This is a genomic window from Sphingomonas sp. 77B, from assembly GCF_056497825.1.
Map to the genome: position 1 here is coordinate 976,203 of NZ_JBWMBY010000001.1, position 26,259 is coordinate 1,002,461.

Annotated in this window: 18 protein-coding genes; 7 read left to right on the forward strand and 11 right to left on the reverse strand. The window is 68.0% G+C overall.

The genetic code is table 11. The features are described from left to right. Positions 1-13: 13 nt before the first annotated feature. From AC1GI4_RS04565 to AC1GI4_RS04575, 3 genes are read right to left on the reverse strand one after another with little or no spacing between them, the layout of a single operon-like run. Entirely contained in the window at positions 14-772 is a 759-nt protein-coding gene (locus tag AC1GI4_RS04565) for a GIN domain-containing protein (RefSeq protein WP_479628721.1), read from the reverse strand. Between the two features lie 14 nt (positions 773-786). Next, complete coding sequence (locus AC1GI4_RS04570; RefSeq protein ID WP_294273249.1) at positions 787-1,464, reverse strand: ABC transporter ATP-binding protein; 678 nt, start codon at positions 1,462-1,464, stop codon at positions 787-789. 12 nt (positions 1,465-1,476) lie between these two features. Further along, on the reverse strand, positions 1,477-2,706 hold the full coding sequence (locus AC1GI4_RS04575; RefSeq protein WP_479628722.1) for an efflux RND transporter periplasmic adaptor subunit: 1,230 nt from the start codon (positions 2,704-2,706) through the stop codon (positions 1,477-1,479). A gap of 90 nt (positions 2,707-2,796) precedes the next feature. Between AC1GI4_RS04575 and AC1GI4_RS04580 the strand changes: the two genes are divergently transcribed. Together AC1GI4_RS04580 and AC1GI4_RS04585 are read left to right on the forward strand one after the other, a co-directional pair. Continuing rightward, positions 2,797-4,104 (forward strand): sigma-54-dependent transcriptional regulator, encoded by a 1,308-nt coding sequence (locus AC1GI4_RS04580; protein WP_479628723.1) that lies wholly within the window; start codon positions 2,797-2,799, stop codon positions 4,102-4,104. Further along, positions 4,094-5,275 (forward strand): sensor histidine kinase, encoded by a 1,182-nt coding sequence (locus tag AC1GI4_RS04585; protein WP_294273259.1) that lies wholly within the window; start codon positions 4,094-4,096, stop codon positions 5,273-5,275. The genes AC1GI4_RS04580 and AC1GI4_RS04585 overlap by 11 nt, the downstream gene beginning before the upstream one ends. A 239-nt stretch (positions 5,276-5,514) precedes the next feature. Here AC1GI4_RS04585 and tpiA read toward each other — a convergent pair whose 3' ends face one another. Together tpiA and glpK are read right to left on the reverse strand one after the other, a co-directional pair. Beyond that, positions 5,515-6,240, reverse strand: coding sequence for a triose-phosphate isomerase (tpiA, locus tag AC1GI4_RS04590; protein ID WP_479628724.1), 726 nt, complete (start codon positions 6,238-6,240; stop codon positions 5,515-5,517). Between the two features lie 2 nt (positions 6,241-6,242). Beyond that, a complete protein-coding gene (gene glpK, locus AC1GI4_RS04595; protein WP_479628725.1) occupies positions 6,243-7,736 on the reverse strand; it encodes a glycerol kinase GlpK in 1,494 nt (497 codons plus the stop codon). A 121-nt stretch (positions 7,737-7,857) separates the two neighbouring features. Here glpK and AC1GI4_RS04600 point away from each other — a divergent pair, with 121 nt between their 5' ends. The 3 genes from AC1GI4_RS04600 to AC1GI4_RS04610 all read left to right on the forward strand — a co-directional run bounded on the left by AC1GI4_RS04600 (position 7,858) and on the right by AC1GI4_RS04610 (position 10,984). Then, on the forward strand, positions 7,858-9,363 hold the full coding sequence (locus AC1GI4_RS04600; protein ID WP_479628726.1) for a glycerol-3-phosphate dehydrogenase: 1,506 nt from the start codon (positions 7,858-7,860) through the stop codon (positions 9,361-9,363). Continuing rightward, the gene (locus AC1GI4_RS04605; RefSeq protein ID WP_479628727.1) at positions 9,360-10,169 is read left to right on the forward strand and encodes a DeoR/GlpR family DNA-binding transcription regulator; all 810 of its coding nucleotides are present in this window, start codon (positions 9,360-9,362) and stop codon (positions 10,167-10,169) included. The genes AC1GI4_RS04600 and AC1GI4_RS04605 overlap by 4 nt, the downstream gene beginning before the upstream one ends. Before the next feature lie 62 nt (positions 10,170-10,231). Continuing rightward, positions 10,232-10,984, forward strand: a complete 753-nt coding sequence (locus AC1GI4_RS04610; RefSeq protein ID WP_042490680.1) for a FadR/GntR family transcriptional regulator — start codon at positions 10,232-10,234, stop codon at positions 10,982-10,984. A 134-nt stretch (positions 10,985-11,118) separates the two neighbouring features. Here AC1GI4_RS04610 and AC1GI4_RS04615 read toward each other — a convergent pair whose 3' ends face one another. The 5 genes from AC1GI4_RS04615 to AC1GI4_RS04635 all read right to left on the reverse strand — a co-directional run bounded on the left by AC1GI4_RS04615 (position 11,119) and on the right by AC1GI4_RS04635 (position 19,663). After that, positions 11,119-13,371: a TonB-dependent receptor gene (locus AC1GI4_RS04615; protein ID WP_479628728.1), complete on the reverse strand. Its 2,253-nt coding sequence runs from the start codon at positions 13,369-13,371 to the stop codon at positions 11,119-11,121. Positions 13,372-13,516: 145 nt separating this feature from the next. Then, positions 13,517-14,512, reverse strand: a complete 996-nt coding sequence (locus AC1GI4_RS04620) for a DUF2891 domain-containing protein (protein ID WP_479628729.1) — start codon at positions 14,510-14,512, stop codon at positions 13,517-13,519. Further along, positions 14,509-15,414: a DUF979 domain-containing protein gene (locus AC1GI4_RS04625; protein WP_479628730.1), complete on the reverse strand. Its 906-nt coding sequence runs from the start codon at positions 15,412-15,414 to the stop codon at positions 14,509-14,511. Before AC1GI4_RS04625 ends, AC1GI4_RS04620 begins: the two co-directional genes overlap by 4 nt. Further along, entirely contained in the window at positions 15,411-16,073 is a 663-nt protein-coding gene (locus AC1GI4_RS04630; RefSeq protein WP_433911025.1) for a DUF969 domain-containing protein, read from the reverse strand. Before AC1GI4_RS04630 ends, AC1GI4_RS04625 begins: the two co-directional genes overlap by 4 nt. After that, positions 16,073-19,663, reverse strand: coding sequence for a hydantoinase B/oxoprolinase family protein (locus AC1GI4_RS04635; RefSeq protein ID WP_479628731.1), 3,591 nt, complete (start codon positions 19,661-19,663; stop codon positions 16,073-16,075). The genes AC1GI4_RS04630 and AC1GI4_RS04635 overlap by 1 nt, the downstream gene beginning before the upstream one ends. 160 nt (positions 19,664-19,823) lie before the next feature. Here AC1GI4_RS04635 and AC1GI4_RS04640 point away from each other — a divergent pair, with 160 nt between their 5' ends. Beyond that, a complete protein-coding gene (locus AC1GI4_RS04640) occupies positions 19,824-22,511 on the forward strand; it encodes a TonB-dependent receptor (protein WP_479628732.1) in 2,688 nt (895 codons plus the stop codon). Here AC1GI4_RS04640 and AC1GI4_RS04645 read toward each other — a convergent pair. Beyond that, positions 22,489-23,223, reverse strand: a complete 735-nt coding sequence (locus AC1GI4_RS04645; protein WP_294275467.1) for an acid phosphatase — start codon at positions 23,221-23,223, stop codon at positions 22,489-22,491. The genes AC1GI4_RS04640 and AC1GI4_RS04645 overlap by 23 nt on opposite strands. A 240-nt stretch (positions 23,224-23,463) precedes the next feature. Here AC1GI4_RS04645 and AC1GI4_RS04650 point away from each other — a divergent pair, with 240 nt between their 5' ends. Beyond that, positions 23,464-26,193, forward strand: coding sequence for a TonB-dependent receptor (locus AC1GI4_RS04650; RefSeq protein ID WP_479628733.1), 2,730 nt, complete (start codon positions 23,464-23,466; stop codon positions 26,191-26,193). Positions 26,194-26,259: the final 66 nt, after the last annotated feature.

Below are 26,259 nucleotides of genomic sequence, written 5' to 3' on the forward strand. Positions count from 1 at the left end.
CCGGAAGACGCGGTCATCGGCCGCAGGCGATGCGGGCCAGCCCGCTCTTGGACACGGTGCAGCGCGCCTCGCCCTCGACGGTGACGTTGGACATGCCGCTCGCGCCGATCTGCGCCTGCTCCGCGCGGCCGACCCGGACCTTGGCCGTCCCGCTGGCGCCGACCGTCACGACCGGCGCGTTCAGGGCACGGGCCTCCACGTCGCTGGCGCCGCTGCTGTCGATGGTCAGCTGTCTCGCCGCGCCCCCGACCCGCAGGTGGCTGGCGCCCGAGGTGTCGAGCTTCACCCGATCGGCCCGAAGATCGCCAACGGTCGCCTGGCTGGCGCCGGACAGACCGAAGCTGGCCGATCCGCCATGCAGGGCCGCGAGGCGAAGCACGCTCGCACCGCTGGTCTCCGCCGCGAAAGCCCGAACATCGAGCGCGGGCAGGTTCATCTCCGCCGCGCCGCTGACATTCACCGCCTGGAGCGACGGCAGAGTGATGGCGATCGCCACCCGCCGGTCGTGGCCGTTGCAGCTATTGTCCCTGCGCCGGATGCGCAGCGCGCCGCCGGTCGTGTCGATGCGCAGATCGGCGATATTGTCCGCCCGCCCCTGCGCCGTCACGGCAAAGCGCGACCCCAGCGAAACCGTGGCGATATCACACCCGGCCATGTCGATCCGGTCGAACCCGTGCACGTCGAAGCTGCGCGAGGTCCGGGCGTCGTCCTGCGCGGCGGCACCGACGGCGGCGAAGGACAGGAGGGCGATGGCGGAAAGTGTCTTCTTCATGTCCGTGGTCCTTTTCAAATCGCGCGCATGGCGCTGGCGACGATGCGGCCGTCGAGCATGTCGATGCGGCGCTTGGCGAGGTCGGCATGGCTGGGCGAGTGGGTGACCATCACGATGGTCGCGCCCGCATCGTTCAGCCCGGTCAGGATGTTCATCACCTGCTCGCCATTGGCGGTGTCGAGATTGCCGGTCGGCTCGTCCGCCAGGATCAGCTTGGGATCGCCGACGATCGCACGGGCGATCGCGGCGCGCTGCTGCTGACCGCCCGACAGCTGGTGCGGGAAGTGGCGCGCCCGGTGGGCGATGCCGACCTTGTCCATCGCGGCGGCCACCCGGCCCCGCCGGTCACCGGCATCTCCGCGATAGGCGAGGCCCAGCGCGACATTCTCCTCGATGGTCAGTTCGTCGATCAGGTTGAAGCTCTGGAACACGAAGCCCAGGGTTTCGGCGCGGAACTTCGCCAGTTCCTTTTCGCCCAGCGCCGCCAGGTCGCGATCTCCGAACAGATAGCGCCCGCCGGTCGGCCGATCGACCGTGCCCAGCGTGTTGAGCAAAGTCGACTTGCCGCAGCCCGACGGCCCCATGATGGCCAGGAACTCGCCCGCTGCGACATGCAGGTCGATATCGTGCAGCGCAGTCGTCTCCACCTCGTCGGAAACATAGCGGCGCTGAATGCCTTCCATTCGGATCATCGGTCTTCCCCCTTATCGGATGTTCAGGATATCGCCCTTCACGGACGCGGTGTTGCTGGTGACGATGCGCTCGCCGGGATTGAGGCCGGAGAGGACCTCCACCTGTTCGGGATTGCGGCGGCCGATCTTGACACTGCGGCGACGGGCATGGGCGCCATCGGGATCGAGCACGAAGGCCGAGCTGCCGCCCGCCTCCAGCCAGCCGCCGACCGGCGCCACCACCGCGCGGCTGGCCGCGCCCAGCGTGATACGAATATCGATCGTCTGCCCGCGATTGAGCCCTGCGGGCGCCTTGTCGAAGGCGAGTTCGACCTGGAACCGTCCGTCCTTCACGGCGGGCAGGACCTTGGACACGGTCAGTGCGGCGCCGTCCGAGGTGGTCGCCGTCTGCCCCACCGCGACGCGGCCGAGATAATATTCGTCGACCTGCGCGACGAGTTTCCACGAACCTTCGCTGTCGACCTGCCCGGCCGGATCGCCGGGTTTCAGCGTCTGGCCGGGCTGGATGGTGAAATTGGTCAGCCGTCCGTTCGCGGGCGCACGGATGGTCAGCGCCTCCAGCCCGGCGCGCACCGCTGCCAGATTGCCCGACAGCCGCACCTGCGTATCGTTCAGCCGCGCGGACTGGGTGGCGGTGATCCGCGCCTCCGTCGCGCGGCCCGATTTCAGCTGGGCGAGCCGCTTTTCCTGATAGGCGGCCTCCTCCTCGAAGCTCTTCACGCCCGCATCCGACAGAAAGCCCTGATCGTGCAACTGGCGGCGAATGCCCAGGTCACGCCTGGCCTTGATGAGGTCATATTCGGCCTGCGCCACCTGCCCCGCCCGGTCGAGCTTGTTGCGTTCGATCCCCAGCCCCTCGCTCGCCACGCCGCCCAGCTGGCTGGCGATCTGCGCCTCGCGGGTCAGCACGTCGAGCTTCAGCTGCGGATTGGCGAGGGTGGCGAGCGGCTGTCCCTCGCGGACCATCTGCCCGTCCTGCGCCAGCAGCTTTTCGACCTGACCGCCGGACAGCACGCCGACCAAGGTGGTGATGCGCGGGGTGACGGTGGCGCGAACCGGCAGATAATCGTCGAATGCCGCGCGCGTCACCTCGCCCGTCTCGATATTGGCGGCGGCGATATCGGTGGAGCCTGCGGCGGGCAGCATGCGCCACACCGACACCGCGCCGATCACCAGCAGCACAGCGACCACCAGGCGGCGGCGCCACCAAGGCACGGCCTTGCGGGCGATCCGGCGGTCCATTCCCGCCCCCGGTGAAGCGCTTGCGTGTACGGGTTGTTCGGTCATCATGGCGCCAGTGTCACCTCGAACGGCCGAAAAACCTAAAGCCCTATGAATACGCCATTTTCATCCAAGCCGGTCGAATCCGACCGTTCGGGACCGGACGCACCGTCCGGAAATGGACGGTGCGGCGAAGCGTCAAGCGCGCTTTCTATCCTGGTCATCGACGACAATCCGCGCATCGCCGAATCGCTGGCCATCGCGATCGATCTGGCGGGGCACCGGCTGGACGTGGCGCAGGGGCGGGAAGAGGGCTTTTCGCGTCTGGCGGCCAAGCGCTACGACGCGATCCTGCTCGACCTCAACTATGCCGCCGGGCGAACCGACGGGGCGGAAGGGCTGGCAATGCTCGACCGGCTGCTCGCCGACGATCCGGGCGCGTGCATCATCGTCATCACCGCGCATAGCGGCATCCGGCTGGCCGTCGCCGCGATGCAGGCGGGCGCGCGCGACTTCGTGATGAAGCCATGGCGCAATGCCGAGCTGATCGCCAAGATCGAGGTCGCCGCCCATCGTCGTTCAACACCGCGCGACCATTTGGCAACAGCCGGGGACACCGTCGAACCCGCGCGCCTGCTGGGCGACAGTCCCGCCATCGGCCGGGTGCGCGACCTGATCCGCCGCGTCGGGCCGACGATGGCGGGTGTCGTCGTGACCGGACCTTCGGGGGCCGGGCGCAGCCTGATCGCCGCCGCGATCCATGCCGCCTCCAGCGCCACCGGGCGACCGATGCAGCGGATCGACATACGCGATCCGCTGGCCTGGGAGCGGCTCGATACTGCCGAGCGGGGGACGAGCTGGCTGCTCCGCCATCCCGACCGGCTCGACGAGATCGGCCAGTCCCGGCTGCTCGACCGATTGCGTCCGGACGATCGCTATATCGCCATCGCCGACGATCCCGTCGCGATCGCACCCGCCCTCGCCCGGCGGATCGCGGCGGTGGAGATCGCGGCCCCAGCGCTGGCCGAACGGCGCGAGGACGTGCCGCTGCTCGCCCGTCACTTCGCGCGGGTCGCAGCCGAGCGGCACGGCCTGCCCACACCCCGCTTCACCCCCGCCGCCGAAGCGCTGCTGGCGACCGCCCACTGGCCCGACGAGGCACGCGGCCTCGCTGCCGCGATCGAACGCGCGCTGCTGCTCGGCGAACAGGGCGTGATCGAGGCCGCTTTGCTCGCCCCGCCGATCGCGCAAAATCCCGCCCCGGCCGCATCCCGCGCCAGCTTCGACCTGGACGAAAGCGAACGCGCGATGATCGAGGCCGCGCTGGCCAGGCATCACCACAATGTCACCCAGGCGGCGCAGGCGCTGGGGCTCAGTCGCGGCGCCCTGTATCGCCGGATGGCGCGTCATGGGCTTTGAGCTGTCGCAGCGTCGTGCGGTGGCGGCGGCGCTGTCCGGGCTGGCGCTGGCCATCCTTGGCGCGGCGATCCTGCTGGCATGGCAAAGGGGCATGTTGGGGTCGATCCTGGGCGCGGGGCTCTGTATCGCGTGGCTGATCGGCATGGGATGCTGGGTCGCTGTGCGCGCAGGGATTGGCCGAGGGGAGGGAGAGCTGACACGCCCCGCCCCGGACGGCCCGCCGATCGACGCTCTGTTCGACCAGATCCCGCTGCCGCTGCTGCGCGTCGATGCCGGGCGGGCTCAGGCGATCAACCGGGCCAGCCGCCGCCTGTTCGCCACCGACGACCGGGTGATCCCGACGCCGCCCGCGCTTCTGGATGCGGGGCAGACGCAATTGCGGCACGAGGGCAGAAGTTGGCGGATCGAGCGCGTTGCAGGTTTGGGCCGCACGCTGGCGATGCTGGTCGATATCGAAGCCGAACGCCGCGCCGCCGAAGCCCATGCCGATAACGAGATGATCGACATTCTCGGCCACGAATTGCTGAATGGCCTGTCGCCGATCGTCTCGCTGGCCGACAGTGCCCAGGTGGCGGCTGAACGTGGTGACGCAAGGCTGCCCGGCATCTTGGCGACGCTGGCCCGGCGGATCGAGGGACTGGAACGCTTCACCCGCGCATACCGAATGCTGGCGCGCCTGCCCGATCCGGTGCGAGCGGCGGTGGACATGAACGAACTGGTCGGCGATCTGTCCCGCCTGTTCGCCGAGCGTTTCGACGGCCGGGTGATGCTGTCGGTCGAGGTGCCCGAGGGCGCGACCGGCTGGTGCGACCGCGACCAGATGACGCAAGGGCTGTGGGCCCTGCTCCATAATGCGGCCGAAGCCGCCCTGGCCGGTACGGTCGCCCCCGCGGTGACGCTGTACGTCGCGGCGGAGGTCGATCGGCTGATCGTACGCGTGTCCGACAGCGGCCAGGGCGTCGCCGCGCCGGAGCGGGCACGCATCTTCCGCCCCTTCCACACGACCAAGCCGGAGGGGTCAGGCATCGGCCTGACCCTCGCCCGCCGCATCGCGCAGGCGCATGGGGGGACGTTGAACCTGCTGCCGATGGCCGTGACGACATTCGAATGGGTGGTGCCGGACACCCCGCCTTCCTCCCCTGCAAGGGGAGGTGGCAGGGCGCAGGCCTGACGGAGGGGTGTCACCCTTTCGATAGCGGGACACCCCTCCACCAGCTTCGCTGGTCCCCCTCCCCTTACAGGGGAGGAAGTTTAGACCGTGGTGACGTTGCGTTGAACCAAGGAGAGCCCCTCCCCTTCGGGGGAGGGGTTGGGGTGGGGCCTCGCCAGGGGCTGCACGCTTGCGGCGGCGCCCCACCCCCGGCCCCTCCCCTGAAGGGGAGGGGTGAGTTAACCTCATGTCATCATGCTCTAGCGTGCCGTCCCGTCCATCAGTTTCAGGATCGCAGTAAACGCATCTGCATCCAGGCTTTGTCGACCGACGAGGAAGCCATCGATCCCGCCGTCCACGAACAGCGCCTCTCCATTATCGGGCGTCACCGAGCCGCCGTAAAGGACGCGCGCCTCCGCAACCGTATCACGGATCAGCCCGGCTATGCCCGCGACCTCTTTCGGTTCGGGAGTCCGGTCACCGCCAATCGCCCAGACGGGCTCATAGGCGATGGCGATCCCCTGCCCGTTCATCCCGGCGAGTGAAAGGGTTAGTTGCCCCCGAACCATCTCCGCCGAGCGACCGGCGGCATGATCCTCCGCCGTCTCGCCGACGCACAGTATCACCTCCAGACCCGCCGCCCGCGCGGCGCGCAGCTTGGCCGCGATCAGCGCGTCGTCCTCGTGATGATCCTGCCGCCGTTCGCTATGGCCGAGCAGGACCAGCGAGGCTCCCGCTTCGCGCAGCATCGGGGCGGAAATATCGCCGGTGTGCGCGCCATTCGGTTCGGGATGACAGTCCTGCCCCCCGATGGCGAGGCCGGGGCAGACGCGTCGCGCCCGGTCGATCAGGGTCGCAGGCAAGCACAGCGCGACATCCACCGCCGGATGCCGCCGCGCCGCCTCACCGATCGCGACGATGACGGCCAGGTCGCCGCCATCGCCGTGCATCTTCCAGTTGCCGACCAGCAGCGGTCGCTTCGCCATGGTCACGCGCCGGGCTTGGCCAGCGTCCGCGCCACCGCGTCGCGCCACCCGGCGACCAGTGGCGCGCGGGCATCCTCCGCCATGGAAGGTTCGAAACATTCCTCCCGCGACCAGAGCTTTTCCAGCGCATCGAGGCCCGACCATAAGCCGGTCGCCAACCCGGCATGAAACGCCGCTCCGCGCGCCGTCGTCTCGAGGTCAACAGGCCGTTCGACCGGCGTCTGGATCATGTTGGCGAGGAAGCGGCACAGCCAGTCATTCGCCGCCATGCCGCCATCGACACGCAGGATCGCGGGCCCCTCCCCCGCATCGGCCATCATCGCCTCGGCCAGGTCCATCGTCTGATAGGCGACCGACTCCAGCGCCGCGCGCGCCAGATGCGCGGCACTCGCCCCCAGCGTCAGGCCATAGATGGCGCCGCGCGCATCCGGCTCCCAATAGGGCGCGCCCATACCGACGAAGGCAGGGACCATATAGACGCCGTGGCTGTCGGGCACCTGCGTCGCCAGATCATCGGTCTGGCTCGCATGGGTGATGACGCCCAGCCCGTCGCGCAGCCACTTCACCGCCGCCCCTGCGACGAAGATCGACCCCTCCAGCGCATAGGTCGTCCGGCCGTTCAGGCGGTAAGCGGGCGTGGTCAGCAGCCGGTGCCTGGAGGCCACCGCCGTCTCGCCGGTGTTGAGCAGCATGAAACAGCCGGTGCCATAGGTCGACTTGGCCATGCCGTGGCGGAAGCAGGCCTGCCCGAACAGCGCCGCCTGCTGGTCGCCCGCCATGCCCGCGATGGGGATCGCCGCGCCGAGCAGGTCCGGTGCGGTGGTGCCGAAGATATGGGCGTTGTCATGCACCTGCGGCAGCATCGCCATCGGCACGCGCAGCAACCGGCACAGTTCTTCGTCCCACACGCCGCGATGGATGTCGAACAGCATCGTGCGGCTGGCATTGGTGATATCGGTCGCGTGGACCGTGCCGCCGGTCAGTCGCCAGAGCAGGAAGCTGTCGATCGTGCCGAACGCCAGTTCGCCGCGTTCCGCCCGTGCCCGCGCACCCTCGACATGGTCGAGCAGCCAGGCGAGCTTGGTTGCCGAGAAATACGGGTCGATCAGCAGGCCGGTTCGCTCACGCACCAAGTCCTCGGCGCCGTCGGCCTTCAATTTCTGGCAGAGATCGGTGCCGCGGCGGTCCTGCCAGACGATCGCGCGGTGGATCGGCTCGCCGGTGGCACGGTCCCAGACCACCGCCGTCTCACGCTGGTTAGTGATACCGATCCCGGCGATCTGCGCTGGGGCTACGCCGCTCTCGGCGATTGCCTTGCGCGCGGTGGCCAGCGCATCGCGCCAGATATCCTCCGGATCATGCTCGACCCAGCCGAGCGCGGGGTAATGCTGCGAGAACTCGGCCTGTGCGATGGCGACCCGGCGGGCCTGTCCATCGAACACGATGCTGCGCGTCGAGGTCGTGCCCTGATCGATCACCAGAATGTGCGACGCCATCGCTCACCCCTCTCCTTGTTTTCGTTTCAAACGGTCACACGCTTTCATACGAACGTCAATGCTTTCGTTTTTCACTGACATGGTATAGCAAGGGATGCGCTCAGGAACAGGGACAAGCGGTATGATGGACCATGCGATGGACAGGATAGACCTGCTGATCGTCGGCGGCGGCATCAACGGCGCGGGGATCGCGCGCGACGCCGCCGGGCGCGGCCTGTCGGTGCTGCTGGTCGAGCAGGACGATTTGGCGAGCCACACCTCCTCGGCCTCGACCAAGCTGATCCATGGCGGCCTGCGCTATCTGGAATATGGTGAGTTCCGACTGGTGCGAGAGGCGCTGATCGAGCGTGAGCGGCTGTTGAACATGGCGCCGCACATCATCTGGCCGCTGTCCTTCGTCCTTCCGCAGACCCAGTCGCCGCGCCCCGCCTGGATGGTGCGGCTGGGCCTGTTCCTCTACGATCATCTGGGCGGTCGCGAAAAGCTGCCGGGTACGCGCACGGTGGCGCTGGAGCGTTCACCGCTGGGTGACGGGCTTTCGCCGCGAAAGGGCAAGGCTTTCGTTTATTCGGACTGCTGGGTCGAGGACAGCCGCCTGGTCGTGCTCAACGCGATGGACGCGGCCGAGCGCGGTGCGACGATCGCGACCCGCACGACGCTGGTCGATGCAAAGCGCGAGGGCGATGGCTGGGTCGCGACGACCGAAGCAGCGGGTCGGACCCGCACCGTCCGCGCCCGCGCACTGGTGAATGCGGCGGGCCCCTGGGTCGCCGACGTCATCGGCCGCACCCATGGGGCGTGGCGCGATCGTGGGGTCCGGCTGGTCAAGGGCAGCCATATCATCGTGCCGAAACTCTATGACGGCGACCATGCCTTCATGCTGCAGAATGACGACCGGCGGATCGTGTTCGCCATCCCCTATGAGGGCCGGTTCACATTGGTCGGCACCACCGACGAACCCTGGACCGATGCGCCCGCCAAGGCGTCGATCAGCGCGGCGGAGACCAGCTATCTGCTCGACACGGTAAACCGCTATTTCGCGCGGAAGACCGGGCAAGCCGATATCGTGTGGAGCTATGCCGGTATCCGGCCGCTCTATGACGATCATTCGGCCAATGCCTCGGCGGTGACGCGCGACTATGTGCTCGACCTCGATACGGGTGCGGAGGGCGAAGGCCGGGCGCCGATGCTCAACATCTTCGGCGGCAAGATCACCACCTATCGCAAGCTCGCCGAGCACGCGATGCGCGAACTGGCGCGCTTCTTCCCCGCGGCCGGGGGGGCGTGGACGGCGGGGGCCGCGCTGCCCGGCGGGGATATCGCCGACGCCGACTTCGACACTTTCCTGCGCGCGCTGACCGCCCGGTATCCTGCCTTGCCCCCCGCCCTGCTGCGCCGTCTGGCCCGCGCTTATGGCGCGCGCGTCGATGCGGTGCTGGGCCAGGGCGATCTTGGCCCCGATCTGGGCGGCGGGCTGCACACCGCCGAGGTCGATTACCTGGTTAAGACAGAATGGGCGCGCACCGTGGAGGACATCCTCTATCGCCGCAGCAAGCTGGGCCTGCACGTGCCCCCCGAGACACCCGAGCGGCTGGCCGCCTATCTGGCCGGGCAGGGTGTGGCGTGAAGCCCCCCGCCCCCGGATCGGCGGAGATCGTCGCGGCCCGCCATGCCGCGATCCTCGACGTCGCGCGGCGGACGGGCAGCGTCGGCGTGGACGAACTGGCCGAGAAACTGGGCGTGACGCCGCAGACGATCCGCAAGGATCTCAACATCCTTGCGGGCCAGTCGATGCTGGCGCGGGTCCATGGCGGCGCGGTCGTGACATCGGGCACCGACAATCTCGCCTATGCCGAGCGGCGCAGCGTCGCCGCCCCCGCCAAGGCCGCGATCGGAGCGGCGGCGGCCGCGCTGGTGCCCAACGGAGCCAGCCTGTTCATCAATATCGGCTCCACCACCGAAGCGATCGCCAGGGCGCTGGTCGATCACCGCGACCTGATGGTCATCACCAACAATCTGAACGTCGTCGACATATTGGGCGGCCGCCCCTCGATCGAGGTGATCGCCGCAGGCGGCCGGGTCCGCGCCAGCGACCGTGCGGTGGTCGGCGCGCTGGCGATGGACTTCATCCGGGGGTTCAAGGTCGACATGGCGCTGATCGGTGCATCGGCGATCGACCCGGACGGCAGCTTCCTCGACTTCGACGTGGACGAGGTGCGGGTATCGCAGACGATCATCGCCCAGGCGCGGCAGGTACTGCTGGCCATCGACGGCTCCAAGCTGGAACGCGCAGCGCCCGTCCGGGTCGGCGACATGGGGGATGTCGACTTCTTCGTCACCGACGCGGCGGATGCCCGGCTGGCGGAGGCCGCACGCGCCGCCGGGACGGTCGTCGTCGAAACCCATCGCGGCGAAATGTCCCGATTGGCCTGACATGATTTGGTCTGACACTGGCGCTTGACCAGCATCCCGCCTCGCCCCCTATAAGGGTCGCGATGGACAACAACACGACCCAGGACCGGCTCTACCGGGAACTCGCCCGCACGCTCATCACCGAGTTGCAGGAGGGCCGCTACCCGATCGGCACGCGCATGCCCGCCGAGCGCGAGCTGGCGACGCGGTTCGACGTCAGCCGCCCGGTCATTCGCGAGGCGCTGATCGCGCTGGAAGTCCAGGGTTTCATCGAGGTGCGGATCGGGTCGGGTGCGCATGTCGTGGCGCTGCCGGGCCAGGGCGAGACGCCTGATTTCGGCGTCTCCGCAATGGAGGTGGCCGAGGCGCGCCTGTTGTTCGAGCCGGAAGCGGCGGCGCTGGCGGCCTCGCAGATCACCGACAGCGAGTTGGACGAGCTGGCGACGCTGGTCGATGCGATCGAGGAAGAAAACAACACGGTCGGCGGCGCCTTCCATGCCGATCGCGCGTTCCACACGCTGATCGCCCGCTCGACGCGCAACAGCGCGATCCTGGAGACGATCGACCGCCTTTGGGAACAGCGGTTGCGCTCGGCCGAGAGTGTGTTGCTCGACGCCAAGGTGCGCGAGATCGATGTCCGCCCGATCGTCGAACATCACGCCGCCATCCTGGAGGCGTTGCGCTCGCGCGATCCCGTCGCGTCGCGGGTCGCGATGCAGCGGCACCTGACCGCCGCACTCGAAGGCCTGCTGATCGCCAGCGAGGCCCGCGCGGTGGCCGAAGTGCGTCAGGCGCTGGCCGCCAAGCGCGACCGGACGGCGCATCTGAAGATTTGATGCCAGTAGCATTCCTCCCCTTGTAGGGGAGGTGGCAGGCCGTCAGGCCTGACGGAGGGGTGTCCCGCTCTCGATAGCCCCCCCCCTCCACCATGCTGCGCATGGTCCCCCTCCCCTTGCAGGGGAGGAAGAGATCAGAAGTTCACGCCGAACCGGACGCCCGCATAACGGCGGAAGTCGCGCGGCAGCACGGCCTGGGTCGCCATACGCCCGGCGAAGTTGCCCGCCGTGTTCACCAGCGAGGCATAATATTGCTGGTCGAACAGGTTGTTGACGAACGCCGTCACGTCCCAGCGTTTGTCATGCGAGCGGACGCCCAGATGCAGGTCGAAGATGGTGAAGCCCGGCTGGAAGGTCTGGGGATCGGCCGCGACATAATAGAGGCTCGACTGATACTCCCCGGCGACCTGCGCGAAGCCGTCCAGCGTGTCGGTCAGCGGCGGGGTGTAATCCACCGACCAGTTGCCCTTCCACACCGGGGCCTGCGGCGCGCGAACGCCAGTCAGATCGCGGCGCGCGGGCGAGCCGCTGCATCCCTGCGCCGCCGTCTGCATCGGATAGCATTGCGCCGAGGGGAAGGACGTGTACTTGGCATCCAGATAGGTGATCGCCCCGCGTAGCGCGATGTCACGGCCCAGCCGCGCCGCCGTCTCGATCTCGATACCGCGCGTGTTGAACTTGCCGACATTGGTCAGGCGGAAGTTGCTGGTGCCGTCCGCCAGCGTCTCGATCGTCTGCGCCTGGAGATTGGTATAGTCGGTATCGAACAGCGTCGCGTTCAGCGTCAGGTGCCGGTCGAAGAACTGGGTACGGATGCCCAGTTCCCGGTCGCGCGACCGCTCCGGCTTGACCGGCCCCGCTGCCGCCCGGTTCTGGTTGAACCCGGTCGTCAGGTCATAGGTCTGGCCCTTATAGCCGGTCGAATAGCTGGCGAAGGTCATGACATCGGGCGTCGCCTGATAGGTCAGGCCGAGATGATAGGTCGCGGCGGTATCGTCCGCGCGTCCGGCATAGTTGGTGCGCGCCAGATTGTCGGCGAAGGTGTATTTGACCCGCTCGTTCTGGATACGACCGCCGACCGTGCCGGTCAGCTTCGGAACGAACTCCCAGTCGATCTGGCCGAAACCGGCGATCTGACGCGAACTCGTCGTCGCATACCAGTTGGCGAGCGAGAAGACCGGGCCCCGCTGGAACGGGCGATCGAACCCGGTATTGGCGTAATAGACACCCAGCGCATAGCGGAACGCATCCTCGCCGGGCGACAGCAGGCGCAATTCCTGCGTGAACATGCGCGACTTGAAGGCGCCGACCTGGATATTGCTGCCGACCGCCGCTGACGACGAGGAGTCATCATGGTCGAGATAATCGTCCAGGCGGAAGCGGTCATAGGAGGTCAGCGACAGGACGTTCATCCGGCCGATATTGGCCTCGCTGCGCAGCAGCGCGCCGCCGCCCGAGAACTTGTTGTGCGACCAGTAGTTGTTGCTGACGTCCTGATTGTCCCGGTCCAGCGTCACGCCGGGGAAGATGACCGCCGGGGTCTGCCCCGCGACACCCCGCAGCAGCGCGTTCGACGCGACCGCTACGAAAGGCCGCGCGATCGTCGCATTGCCGTCGACATAATTGCCCGAAAGGGTGAAGGTGACGTCCGGCGACGCCTTCCAGCGCAGCTTGCCGCGCGTGTTGAAGGTTTCGCGGCCGTTGGTCCGCTTGCCGTTGAACAGGTTGCGGACGTTGCCGTCCCAGTCGGAATAGCCGGTCGAGAAGACATAGCCCAGCGTATCGCTGATCGGCCCCGTCAAGCTGACATTGGCGCCATATTCGCGGTCGCCGGTGACGGTCATGTTGCCGCGCACATGATAATCGTCGGTCGGCTGCACGGTCATGATCTTGACCAGGCCCGCCGAGGCCGCCTTGCCGTACAGCGTGCTCTGCGGGCCGCGCAGCACCTCGATCTGGGCGATATCGGGCAGATCGGTATAGACGCGCGCCATGAAGGGCAGCGCCGCACCGTCGACGGTGATCGCGACGGCGGTCTCGACGCCGATGCCGAAGGCCAGCGTGCCGACGCCACGCAGCGAGACGGTGCCGTTGACCGGCTGTTCGGCCGGGCGGATGACCAGTGACGGGCTGACTTTCCCCAGTTCCTGGAAGTGGCGCACCCCATGCGCTTCCAGTTCGGCGGGGGAAATGACCTGAACCGCCAGCGGTACGTTCTGGATATTCTCGAAACGCTTCTGGGCCGTCGTGGTGACGACGATGGCGTCCTTGTTCGCCGCAATCGCATTGTCCTTCGCAGCGCCGCTCGCCGCCTCGGCAGGCTTGGCCGCACCGGCCGATGCAACGACAGGTGAAGTCTCGGCATGTGCCTGAGCCACTGAAAACACACACAAAGCTACGCCACACATCAGACGCGGGACAAATACGTTCATTGCGACACCCCTCCTTGAATGATTAGGAGGAATAGAGGCGACTGCTTAAATTAAGATTATTCAGCTGTCATGTTCGTGACAGAACTTTCTACTCTTTCGATCAACCAGCTTCGAGCGCCAGCAGTGCGAAGGTCGCCAGCCAGTGTTCGCCCATATAGTCGTCACCCAGATGCGGCAGGCTGGCGGCGAGATGCGCCTCCGCCGTCGCCTTTGCGCGGTTCGTGACCGGATGCGACGGTCCCAGCTTCGCGGCGATCACCCGCCAGCACCAGGCACGGGTCAGGTTCAGTCCGTCGAGATGCGCGATCTTGCCGTCGCTTCGATCGGACACGATGGCGGGCGTGAACAGTGTCGCGGGCTCGCCGATCGCAACCCGCGGCAGGAAATCGTCGAACCATTCGCGAAAACCGGGGCCGTCGAGGACGCGGCTCATGACCAGGGCCTCGGCCAGCGCAGGCGACAGAAACTCGTCGCCGCCCGGCTCCCAGGCTTGGCAATCGGCATCGCGCGCGAACCAGCCAATGACGCTCTGCGCGATCAGCGAGCGGAGCCCCTGATCGCGATGCTCGGCCCAGTCCCATGCCAGCGTCAGGGCAAAGCCGCTGTTGAAATGGGTGCCGACCCGCAGCGGATAGGTCAGACGCGGCAGGAAGTCGGCGAAACGACGCGCGAAAAGCCGGGCGAGCGGCTCCAGCATCCCGGCCCAGCCTGCGTCATGGCGGCTCGCCTCGTCATGCAGCGCCAGCATCCAGGCCCAGCCATAGGGACGCTCGAACCCCGCCGCGCCGGGCCGCTCCAGATAGGCCAGCTCGCCCGCGACCTTCTCGGGCACGAACATCGCATCCGCCCGCGCCCGGATGGCGGGCGCAGCCTCCAGATCGGGATAGTGGCGGATCAGCCGAAGCAACTGCCACCAGCCATGCACGCAGCTATGCCAGTCATAGCTGCCATAGAAGATCGGGTGGAGTTCGGATGGCGTACGCGCATCCTCCGGCCCGTTCAGAACGTGCATCAGGACATTGGGATATTCGCGCCCGACATGGCCGAGCGTCATGGCGGCGAAGCGTTCGGCGACGGATCGGTCCAACCGGGTCATGCGATCATTCCGTAAAGCAGGAGGATGTTGAAGGCGAGCAGCGGCAGCGCGGTCGGCACCTGCGCGCGGATCACCGCATATTTGTCCTTCAGGCCCAGCAGCACGGCGGGCAGCAGATTGAAGTTCGCCGCCATGGGCGTCATCAGCGTCCCGCAAAAGCCCGCCAGCATCCCCACCGCCGCGACGACGGCGGGGTCCGCGCCCATCTGGCGGATCAGGATCGGCACGCCCACCGCCGCCGCCATCACCGGAAAGGCGGCGAAGGCATTGCCCATGACGATGGTGAACAGCGCCATGCCCAGCGCATAGGCCAGCACCGCGCCGATCACGCTGCCCGCCGGGATCACCGCGCCGACCAGTTCGCCGACGACACCGCCCACCCCGGCCAGCGCGAAGACCGCGCCCAGGCTGGCCAGCATCTGCGGCATCACCGCGACCCAGCCGACATCGTCGATCAGCCCGCGCCCCGCGACGAAGGGTTCGGCGGGCCTTGCGCGCAGCAATGCGCCGCAAAGGACCAAGGCGATCACGGTCCCCAGCGTCAACGCCACCAGCGTCGCCTGCTTGGGATCGACCAGCGTCGGCACATGCTTGAACGCCAGCGTGCCGACCAGGGCGACCGCCGGGATGACAAGCGCGGGCACGAACACCTTCGCGCCATGGCAATCCTCGGCTGGCTCGACCGCGTCGGCGCGACGCATACGCCCCGATGCCGCAATGGCGACCAGCGCCAACACCAGCACGCCATTGGCGACGTCACCCAGCCGGTTGCCGAACAGAAACGACACGGTAATCAGCGCATAGAAGGCGGCATTGGCCCAGCGCCGGTCGCGCGCCGACAGAAGCGCGAAGACCGCAAAGACGATCCCCGCCGCCGCATAGACCAGGTTCAGCCCGATCATCGCGCGCCGCCCCGCGACAGCCGCCGGTCGAGCCACCATAGCCGCGTGCCATGGATCACGAACGCCGCGATCGCGGTCGGGATCGCCCAGATCGACAGCTGGAACGGCTCCAGCATGATGCCATAGCCCTCCAGCACGCCCTTCATCAGCAGGATCGATCCGACCGCCAGGAAAATGTCCTCGCCGAAGAACAGCCCGACGGTATCGGTCGCCGCCGCCATCGCCTTGACCCTTTCGGCGTCGTCGGGCGCGCCGCCCTGGCGCTCAGCGGCGGCTTCCGCCATCGGCGCGACCAGCGGGCGGACGGTCTGGGCAGGCCCGGCGACCGACGTCAGGCCCAGCGCCGCCGTGAGCTGCCGGAACAGCAGATAGCCGGTCAGCAGCCGCCCCGCCGTCGCACCGCGAAGCCCGCCGACAAGCGCCCGCGCCCGCGCCTGAAGCCCCCGCCGTTCCAGCAGGCCGATCACCGGCAGGACCATGTAGATCGCGGTCACATAGCGCGTTTCGTTGAAGGCATGGCCGAAGGTCGCGACGATCCGAACCGGGTCCAGCCCCGCCGCGAAGCCGGTGACGAGCGCCGACGCGATGATGACCAACAGCGGGTTGAAACGAAGCAGGAAGCCGCCCGCGATGACGACGATCCCCGCCAGCACCCACATCAGCGTATCCCCCGCCCAAAGCCGCCGCCGCCGGGCGTGTCGATGACCAGAACGTCGCCCTCACCCATGGCGATTCCGGCGGTCGAGGCTAGGTCCTGCACGCTGCCATCGGCTCGCTCGACCCGGTTGCGGCCCGGCTGTCCTGCCTCGCCACCGTTCAGGCCGAAGGGCGGCACGACCCGGCGGTTGCTCAGGATCGCCGCGCGCAGGGGCTGGCGGAAGCGCAGGCGGCGGATCGTGCCGTCGCCGCCATGCCACTCCCCCGCACCGCCCGATCCGCGCCGGATGGCGAATTGGTCGAGCAGCACGGGATAGCGCGTCTCCAGCACCTCCGGGTCGGTCAGGCGGCTGTTGGTCATGTGCGTCTGGATCGCATCGGCCCCGTCATGTCCCGGCCCCGCGCCCGCGCCCCCCGCGATCGTCTCGTAATATTGATAGCTGTCGTCGCCGAAGGTCAGGTTGTTCATCGTCCCCTGACTGGCCGCCATCGCCCCCAATGCACCGAGCAGCGTGTCGGTCACGACCTGACTGACCTCGACATTGCCCGCCACCACCGCCGCTGGAAAACGCGGGTTGAGCATCGATCCTTCGGGCACGACCAGCGTGACGGGACGCAGGAACCCTTCGTTCAGCGGCACCGCCTCATCGACCAGCAGGCGCAGGACATACAGGGCGGCGGCGCGCGTTACCGCCAAGGGCGCATTGAAGTTGGTTGGCCGTTGTTCGCTGGTGCCGGTGAAGTCGATCGTGGCGCTGCCCTGTTCGGCATCGATCGTCACGCGCACCGCGACGACCGCGCCATCGTCCAGTTCGTAACGGAATTGACCGTTGGACAGCGTCGCTATCATGCGCCGCGCCATCGCCTCGGCATGGGCCTGGACATAGGCCATGTAGCGCGTGACGACGCCCTGCCCCTGTTGCGCGGCCAGTTGGCGAAGTCCGTCGGCCCCGCGCGCGCAGGCGGCGACCTGCGCGGCCAAGTCGGCGATATTCTGGTCGACATTGCGCGCGGGCCAGGGACCGCTGGCCAGCAGTTCGCGGATCGCCTGCTCGCGCATGGCGCCGTCCTCGACGATCAGCACATCGTCGAAGACCACGCCTTCATCCGCCAGCGTCCGGCTGTCGGGCGGCATAGAGCCGGGCGTCGTGCCGCCGACATCGGCATGATGCCCGCGCGCCGCGACGAAGAAGGCGGGTGCCTCCTCCCCGCCCGCAAAGACCGGCATGATGACGGTGATGTCGGGCAGGTGCGTACCGCCGCGATAGGGGTCGTTCAGCGCATAGACCTGCCCCTCGCGCATCGTGCCCCCGCGTGCCTGGATGACGGTGCGGATACTCTCTCCCATCGACCCCAGGTGAACCGGGATATGCGGCGCATTGGCGACCAGCCCGCCGTCCGCGTCGAAGATGGCGCAGGAGAAATCCAGCCGCTCCCGGATATTGACCGAGGCCGCGCTCCGCTGAAGCGCTGCGCCCATTTCCTCGGCGATGCCCATGAACAGCCCGGCGAAGATTTCCAGCCGGACGGGATCGACCGTCTCCTCCACCGCCTGCTCTCGCCGCGCCGCGATCCGCTCCAGCAGCAGCGTCCCCTCGGGCAACACGCGCGCCTGCCAGCCGGGCTCGACAACCACGGTCGACACCGGATCGATGATGAGCACCGGCCCCGCCAGCACCGCACCGGCCGCCAGCCCCTGGCGGCTATGGACCGGCACCTCATGCCGCTCGCCCGCCAGATACATCGCCACGCGGTCGACCGGATCGGCGGTTCGCTCGGCGAGAAGGGGCGTGGGCAGGTCCTGCGCCTCGCCGCCCGCAATCGCCTCGACCCGCAATTGCTCGACGACCAGCGCGTCCTCGCCGACAAAGCCGAAGCGTTGCCGATGCGCCTCGGCAAAGGCAGCGGCCATCACTTCCGGATCGTCCCACGCCACGCCGATCGTCTGGTCGTTCCGCGCATAACGAAGCTGCGCCAGCACGGTCAGCCGCACCGCCGCCGGATCGACGCCCTGTTCGGCAAGCCCCGCAATCGCGGCCGCACGAAGCTCGGCGAGCGCGCCGTCCAGCGCCTCGTCACCCAGCGGCAGGCCCACCGTCGCCTCGCGCACCACGCTGCGATCGGCCAGCCCGATGCCGACCGCCGAGAGCACGCCCGCCAGTGGATGGATCAGCACCTGCGCCATGCCCAGCGCATCGGCGACCAGACAGGCATGTTGGCCGCCCGCCCCGCCGAAACAGGCCAGTGCGTAAGAGGCCGGGTCCTCGCCCCGTGCGACCGAGACGGCACGGATCGCGCGCGCCATGCTGGCCACCGCGATCGCCACCAGTCCCTCGGCCGCCGCCATGGGATCGAGCCGCTCGCCGGTCGCCGCCTCGACCTGGTCGAGCAGTGCGTCCAGCGCGCGCTCGGCGGCGGCGCGGTCGGGCGGCAGGTTGCGATCTGGCCCGAACAGCGCGGGGAAGTGCCCCGGCTGGATCTTACCCAGGATCATGTTGCAGTCGGTGACTGTCAGCGGCCCGCCGCGCCGGTAACAGGCCGGTCCCGGCTCCGCCCCTGCCGAGGCCGGGCCGACCAGCAACCGCCCCCCGTCGAAATGGCAGATCGAGCCGCCGCCCGCCGCGACCGTGTCGATCCGCATCATCGGCACGGCGACGCGCACGCCCGCCAGCACCGCGTCGGAGCGACGATCGTAACTGCCCGCGAACAGCGACACGTCGGTCGAGGTGCCGCCCATATCGAACCCGATCACCCGGTCGAAGCCCGCCCCCATCGCCGTGCTCGCCATGCCGACGATGCCACCGGCCGGACCCGACAACAGCGCGTCCTTGCCATGGAAACGATCGCCCGCGACCAGCCCGCCGCTCGACTGCATGAACAACAGCCCCCCGGCGGCCGCCTCACCCAGCCCGGTTTCCAAGCCCTGCACGTAGCGGCCCAGCACCGGCGACAGATAGGCGTCGGCCAGCGTCGTATCGCCGCGCGCGACCAGCCGGATCAGCGGCGCGGTTCGGTGGCTGACCGAAATCTGGGTGAAGCCCGCCGCCTCGGCCAATTCGGCCAGTGCCAGCTCATGCGCCTGATGTTTCCAGCCGTGCATCAGGACGATCGCGATCGAGCGCAACCCGCGCGCATGGGCCTTTGCAAAGGCCGCCGCCACCGCCTCGCGGTCGAGCGGGGTCAGGACGGCGCCGTCCTCCGTCACGCGCTCGTCGATCTCGACGACCTGCGCAAACAGCGGCGGCGGGCGACGGATATCGCGCGCGAAGATGTCGGGCCGATCCTGATAGCCGATCGCCAGCGCATCGCCAAAGCCGCGCGTGATCGCCAGCAGCACCGGCTCCCCCTGTCGCTCCAGAAGGGCGTTCGTCGCGATCGTGGTACCGATACGAATGCCGCACGCCGGTATCCGCCCGTCACCCACGCCGGTCAATTGCCGGATCGCGGCTTCGGCGGCGTCGTAGCGGCGATCCGGGTCTTCGGACAACAGCTTGGTCGTGACGACCCCGCCATCGGGACGCCTCGCCACCACGTCGGTGAAGGTGCCGCCGCGGTCGATCCAAAACTGCCACCGCGCCATCGCATCCCCCATGTCGCCCTCCGTCGACGCCCGCGGCATCGATTGAAACGGCTTTTGCCAGTGACATGCGCGTTACACAATTGGCGCCTATCCGCCCGGCGACAGAAATTCGGATTGGCGGCGACAGGGACGGCAGGCGACGAATGAATTGCGGTTCGCCAGGGGAGCGGCCATGACGCCGTTCGTCGCGCTGGCCCTTGTCGCGGCGCAGGGTGATGCGCTGCTTGCCATCGATCTTCCCGCCCAGTCCGTGGGCGCCGGGCTGGACCGGCTGGCGCGTCAGGCGGGCGAGGCACTGGTCGCACGGCCCGGCGATCTGGCCGGGCGCCGCTCGCCCGCGCTGAGGGGAAGGATGCGCCTGTCGACCGCACTTGCTAGATGGTGCGCGCCCGCCGGTCTGTCGTGCCGCCGCATCGCGGGCGGTATCGTCGTGCGCGCCATCGGGCCGATGCCGCGTGAGACACGGCCGCGCGCAACTGCCACGCCGCCGCCCGAAGACCCGATGACCGGCCCCGACGTGATCGTCAGCGGTCGTCGCGGGATCGGGGTGCAGGGCGAGCTGGAGCGCAGCTATTCCGCGTCCCACATCGATGAGGTCGAGTTGGCCCGCCGTCCGCCGAACAGCCTGGCGGAGATGCTATCCGGCCTGCCTGGCCTGTGGGTCGACACCTCGGCCGGGGTGGCCGCCAACACCATTCGCGTGCGCGGCATTCCGCTCGACGGGTATCAGGCGATCGCGGTGCAGGAGGACGGCCTGCCGGTGCAGCACGACACCCTGCCCTGGACCGATATCGACCAGTTCGTCCGCCCCGACCTGATGATCGAGAGCAGCGACTATGTGCGCGGCGGCCCGTCCGCGATCTTTGCGAGCAACGCGCCGGGCGGCGTGCTCAATCTGCGCACCCGTGCGCCCCGCGACCGTCCGGGCGGAGCGATACGGACGACCGTCGCCGATTACGGGCTGATCCGCTGGGAAGGCTATGCGACCGGGCCGGTCGGCGGGGGCTGGCGGTTGATCGCAGGCGGTTCGGTGGCACGCGACCCGACGGTGCGGCGGATCGCCTCGACCCTGGGGGGCGGCCAGTTCCGGGTGCGCGCCGATCATGATCTGGTCGGCGGCGGGCGATTGACGCTGGCGGTGCACGCGCTGGACGACGACACGCTCAACATCTCGTCCTTTCCCATGCGGTACGAACGCGGGCGGATCATCCCGCTGCCCGGCTTCGATCCCCGGCGAGGCAGTTTCCTGGGGCCGGAGCTGTCCCGGCTGCGCTTCGCCGCACTGGGCGAGCGACCGCTGGGGCGCAACAACCGCAATCGCCTGGTCACGCCCGCGCTGGCCTGGACCCGGCCGCTCGCGGGTGGCGTCGTGACCGTGAACGCCCATTATCGGGCTTCGCGAACCGAGCGTTATGCGCTGTCCTCCTCGGGCACCGCATTCCCGGCCACGCAAGCCATTGCCGACGCGCTGCCCCGCCTCGCCGCCGCCTTTCCCGCGACGGCGCGCGTCGTGCTTCGCCATGCCGAAGACGGCAGTGCCTTTGTCCCGCTGCCCGGTAATGACCGGGTCATCGTGCTGAACCCGGTGGCGGCGGATACCCGGCTGAACGAGGGGATCGTCGACCTGTCCTATGTCCATCCGCTGGAGGCGGCGGGGCACCACGATCTGACGCTCGGGCTGTATGCGGTCGGCTATCGCTGGGACTTCCGACGGGCGGTTGCGCGCGCGCTGCTGGAGGCGCGCGAACAGGGGCGGCGGCTCGATCTGGTCGCGTTCGACAGCGCCGGACACCTGCTGGGGCGGGCGACCGATGACGGGCTGCTCAGCACGGGCTCGACCTATGAGGCGGTGCATAGTCGCCAGCGCATGGTCGCCCTCTACGCCGCCGACGAGTGGCAGCTGGCGCCGCGCTGGCGGCTCGACTGGGGTCTGCGGCACGAGCGCGCAGCATTGTCGGCGACGGTCGAACGGCCGACGCTCATTGACGGCGGCGATCCGACGACCCTGGCCGACGACCGGATCGCCGTCGGATCGGGGCTGTGGGATGCACGGTCGAAACGCATCGGCCGAACCGCCGCGACACTGGCGTTGCACTGGCGGGCCAGTGACCGACTGGGCGCATTTGCCCGCGCGACGCGCGCGATGCGCCTGCCCGACCCCGGCGTCTTCCGCATCGGTGGCGACGCTCCGCGTGCGCTGACCATCGAGCAAGCCGAGCTGGGGCTGATCTGGCGGCATGGCACGAGTGGCCTCGATGCGACGCTCTTCGCCAGCCGCTTTCCCGACATATCCCTGCCGGACCTGTCGCTCGACCCGACGACCGGGGCGGTGCGCATCGGGGCGTATCAGGCGGCGGCGCGGACCATCGGGCTGGAAGTCGCAGCAGGGGCCGCGCCCCTGCCCGGCCTGTCGCTGCGGGCGACGGTGACGTGGCAGGACCCGCGCCTGCAATCCTATCGCATCACCAGCCTGACCGGCGACACGGTGACGGTGAACGACCTGAGCGGACGCATGCCGCGCCGGGTGCCGCGCATCATGGCCAGCCTGTCGGCCAGTGCCGTTCTGCCCGGCACCGGGGTCACGCTCGACGGCGACCTGTCGGCGATGGGGCGGCGCTATGCCGACGACGCCAATAGCCTGACCTTGCCCGGCTTCGCGCTGGTCGGCCTCGGCGCGAGGTTGGACGCCACCGAGACGCTGACGCTGGGGCTGCGCGCGACCAACCTGTTGGACCGGATCGCGATCATGCAGGGCGATGCGCTGGGCGGCGAAATCCGCGCCGGGGACAAGGACGGCGTCGTCACCGTCCGCGCGCAGCAGGGTCGGGTCGTCTCGCTTAGCGCGGACTGGCGATTTTAGCGCGGTAGCGCGCCAGCTCCTCGGCCGCCGCCTCCATGTCGTGCCGGAACGCGGTATTGCCATGTTCGCGCGCCACGATCGCGCTCGCCGCCATATAGCCGCCCTCGACCGCGCTCTGGCTGTGCGATCCGCAGATCCAGCGGCTGTTGCCATAGTCCCGCCCCCGCGCCAGGATCGCCTGCGCTCGGTCTGGCAGCAACTCGGCCATCAGCAGCGCAAAGCCCCAGCCATGCGCGGTATGGCCCGACGGGTAATCGCCATTGGCGATCAGCGCGGGCCGGCGTGGCTCGCAGATCGGCAGGTCGCTGCCGATAAAGGGGCGCTTCGACTGCCAATGCGCCTTGGCCGATCCGATCGCGGCCGAGCGATCCGCATCGAACTTCGCCAGCATGGCGCGGGTGACGGGCAGCTTGGTCCAATCGGGCCGGAAGCCCAGCGCGGCGGCGAAACGCTCGCCCATGTCGCTGGAGACATCGGCGGTCGCCTGCTGCCACCGCGCCATGCCGTTCAACGCCCGGCTGTCGCGAAAGGCCCGCGCATCGGCCAGCGCGCGCGGCGATCCCGGCGTCGGCGGCCCCGGCAACACCGCCGCCAGGTCCAAGCCCTCGCCCGCCGCCAGATAGCCGGTCTCCCGCGCTGACGCCGCCGCTGGCGCCAGCGCGATGAGCGTCAGCGCGACCGCCAGCCGCCAACCCTTTGTCCGCTTCGTCATATTACCCACCCCCAAGACTTGAACCAGTGCCCCAAAGAGCTCCGCGGTGGCCTATCGGGGACAGGGTCTTTCCAAACTTTCAACGACCAAGACAAGCCCGGCCACGCCTGTAACAAAAACGCCATAAATGTCTTAAAACTTTTACAAAAATCCTTGTCCCCGTTTGCCGACGCTCCCCCGTCTTCCCCGCGATCGTCCTTATGGCTGGGCGAGCCATTTGTCTTTTGGGGGTTTGAAGTGATGGGAACGAAGCGGACGCTGTTGCTGGCGTCGAGCGCGCTGTTTGCTGCGCAGCCGGTGCTGGCGCAGGATCAGGGCGAACAGACGACCGCAACCACCGGCGGTGCGACCAACGAAGGCGGCGATGTCGTCGTCACCGGATACCGCACCAGCCTGGCGCAGGCGCGAAACTCGAAGCGCGACGCAACGATCATCAAGGACTCGATCTCTGCCTCCGACATCGCCGCCTTCCCCGACCTGAACCTCGCCGAAGCGCTCCAGCGCCTGCCCGGCGTCGCGATCAACCGCGAGGCGGGCGAAGGGCGGCGCATCTCCCTTCGCGGGCTCGGTCCCGACTTCACCCGCGTCCAGCTGAACGGCATGGAAGTGCTGGGCAATGTCGACTCGCCGCAGGACAGCCGGGGGCAGACGACGCGCGACCGCGCCTTCGACTTCAACCTGTTCGCCGCCGAACTGTTCAACCATGTCGATGTCGAGAAGTCGTATCAGGCGCAGCAGACCGAGGGCGGTCTGGCGGGCACCGTGGGCCTCTTCACCGCGCGCCCCTTCGATTACAAGGGCACCAAGATCGCGCTGTCGGCGCAGGGCGGCAGCAACACGCTGACCCGCGATTTCCAGCCGCGCCTGACCGGCCTCATCTCCAAGAACTGGGGCAATTTCGGCATATTGGTGTCGGGCGCATACAGCCGCCGCAACACGCGTGAAGAGGGTTTCGACACCTATCGCTGGCGCCGCAACCGCGCGAACGGCAGCAACATCAGCGGCCTGACCGCCGCCGAGCAGGCCAAGATCAATTCCGGCGACCTGCTGTTCGCGCGCGGCAACCGCCTGTCGGTGTGGGACAGCAAGCAGGAGCGGATCGGCCTGACCTCGTCGATCCAGTGGGCGCCGACCGACAAGGTCCATGTCACGCTCGACGGGCTGTACGGCCAGTTCAAGGGCGACCGCTTCGAAACCCACCTCGCCTCGCGCGGCGGCGGCAGCTCGACCTGGCTGGGCGGCGGCGAGACCTTTGCGGGCACCGTCTATCCCAACTCGCGGGTCAACGCGATCCAGTGGAACGACCGCAACGAGGTGACCTATCTCGACGTGTCGGGTGGCAAGGCGTCGACCGAAACCCGCGTCCAGAACACCAAGAACATCTTCAAGCAGGTCGTCCTCAGCGGCGACGCCGAGCTGGTCGATGGGCTGACCTTCACTTGGCTGGGCGGTGTCGAGCGTTCGCGCTACGACATGCCGGTCAACGACAAGTTCACCCTCGAAGGCTTCGGCGACGTCACCTCCGACTATCGCGGCGGCACCTATTCGCTGGTCAATACCTATAAGTTCAACACGACCGACCCCAATTTTTGGCACGCCAAGCGCCTGTACGTGAACAACACCTTCCAGGATTCGGCGTTCGACAATATCAAGGGTCGCTTCGACTATAAATTCACCCCCGACGACACGATCAGCGTCGGCGGCGAATGGCGGCGCTTCTCGAACGGCGGCTATTATGCCGAGCAGGACAATATCCTGACCAGCAGCTTCGTGTCGGGCAAGGTCAACGCCAATCCCAGCGCCTATGCCCAGACCTATACCGGCTATTCGGGGCAGGACTGGACGATCGTCGACTTCCCCAAGATGCTCCAGACGTTGGGCATCAACCGCGCGCAATATCTGACCAACAAGATCGGCGTGTATGCGGTCGAGGAGCGGACCAGCGCCGCCTTCGTCCAGTATGACTGGAACCATATCCTGGGCGGCATCCCCTTCCGCGGCAATGTCGGTGCGCGCTATTACCGCACCAACGTCACCTCGAACGGCACGGCCAATGTCGGCCCCATCACCGTGCGCGGCGAATATGAGGGCGTACTGCCAGCGGCCAATCTGATCTTCGAGCTGGACCGGGGCCTGATGCTGCGCTTCGCCGCGTCGAAGAACATCAACCGTCCGGCGCTCGGCGCGCTGGCGGTCAACGGATCGGTGACGAACGACAATGGCAATGTCACCGTGTCGATCGGCAACCCGAACCTGCGCCCGTACAAGTCGAACGACTATAACATTTCGACCGAATATTATTTCGGCTCGGTCGGCTATGTCGCGGCCGCGCTATTCTACAAGAATCTGGACGGCTATATCTCGACCCAGACGATCAACAACGTGCCCTATTCGCAAACGGGCCTGCCCGACAATCTGTACCCAGGCGTGACCGGATCGACCGTGGTCGACAGCTATTCGCGCCCCGTGAACCTGGCCAAGACCAATTTGTTCGGCGTCGAGCTGTCCGGCCAGACCGACTTCAAGTTCCTGCCCGCCCCCTTCGACCGGCTGGGGACGGCGGTGAACTTCACCTATGTCGACTCGCGGCTGGATTATTCGAAAATCTATCAGGGCAGCATCCCGACCACGCTGGAGGGGCTGAGCAAGTATAACGCCAACGCCACCCTCTATTATCAAGACAAGGCGTTCGACGCCCGCGTCTCGGCCAATTACCGAAGCGGCTATATCTTCAGCGCCTCGCCGGTGCTGACCGCGCTGGGGCCGGACCAGGACGTGACCGGGTTCGAGGGCACGGTCTATGTCGACATGTCGGCGCATTATGCAGTCACGAAGAACGTCCAGCTAACGCTGAACGGCATCAACCTGACCAACCAGCGCGAGAAGCAATATTCGAACAGCACCAGGCGACTGTACGTCGTGACCCGTTCGGGCACGACGCTGCTGGGCGGTATCCGCGTCACCTTCTGATCCCCGACGCCCTTGATGTCCTGCCCCTGAGGGATATCAAGGGCCCCTGTGCCGCGTCGGCCCGTC

Bases quoted from the DNA above. Each gene is read 5' to 3' on its own strand.
- AC1GI4_RS04575 (WP_479628722.1), bottom strand. From the start codon at position 2,706: ATGGACCGCCGGATCGCCCGCAAGGCCGTGCCTTGGTGGCGCCGCCGC.
- AC1GI4_RS04610 (WP_042490680.1), top strand. From the start codon at position 10,232: ATGGACAACAACACGACCCAGGACCGGCTCTACCGGGAACTCGCCCGC.
- AC1GI4_RS04565 (WP_479628721.1), bottom strand. From the start codon at position 772: ATGAAGAAGACACTTTCCGCCATCGCCCTCCTGTCCTTCGCCGCCGTC.
- glpK (WP_479628725.1), bottom strand. From the start codon at position 7,736: ATGGCGTCGCACATTCTGGTGATCGATCAGGGCACGACCTCGACGCGC.
- AC1GI4_RS04570 (WP_294273249.1), bottom strand. From the start codon at position 1,464: ATGATCCGAATGGAAGGCATTCAGCGCCGCTATGTTTCCGACGAGGTG.
- AC1GI4_RS04650 (WP_479628733.1), top strand. From the start codon at position 23,464: ATGGGAACGAAGCGGACGCTGTTGCTGGCGTCGAGCGCGCTGTTTGCT.
- AC1GI4_RS04630 (WP_433911025.1), bottom strand. From the start codon at position 16,073: ATGTGGGTGCTGGCGGGGATCGTCGTCATCGCGGGCGGCTTCCTGCTT.
- AC1GI4_RS04585 (WP_294273259.1), top strand. From the start codon at position 4,094: ATGGGCTTTGAGCTGTCGCAGCGTCGTGCGGTGGCGGCGGCGCTGTCC.
- AC1GI4_RS04620 (WP_479628729.1), bottom strand. From the start codon at position 14,512: ATGACCCGGTTGGACCGATCCGTCGCCGAACGCTTCGCCGCCATGACG.
- AC1GI4_RS04600 (WP_479628726.1), top strand. From the start codon at position 7,858: ATGATGGACCATGCGATGGACAGGATAGACCTGCTGATCGTCGGCGGC.
- AC1GI4_RS04645 (WP_294275467.1), bottom strand. From the start codon at position 23,223: ATGACGAAGCGGACAAAGGGTTGGCGGCTGGCGGTCGCGCTGACGCTC.
- AC1GI4_RS04580 (WP_479628723.1), top strand. From the start codon at position 2,797: ATGAATACGCCATTTTCATCCAAGCCGGTCGAATCCGACCGTTCGGGA.
- tpiA (WP_479628724.1), bottom strand. From the start codon at position 6,240: ATGGCGAAGCGACCGCTGCTGGTCGGCAACTGGAAGATGCACGGCGAT.
- AC1GI4_RS04635 (WP_479628731.1), bottom strand. From the start codon at position 19,663: ATGGGGGATGCGATGGCGCGGTGGCAGTTTTGGATCGACCGCGGCGGC.
- AC1GI4_RS04640 (WP_479628732.1), top strand. From the start codon at position 19,824: ATGACGCCGTTCGTCGCGCTGGCCCTTGTCGCGGCGCAGGGTGATGCG.
- AC1GI4_RS04625 (WP_479628730.1), bottom strand. From the start codon at position 15,414: ATGATCGGGCTGAACCTGGTCTATGCGGCGGCGGGGATCGTCTTTGCG.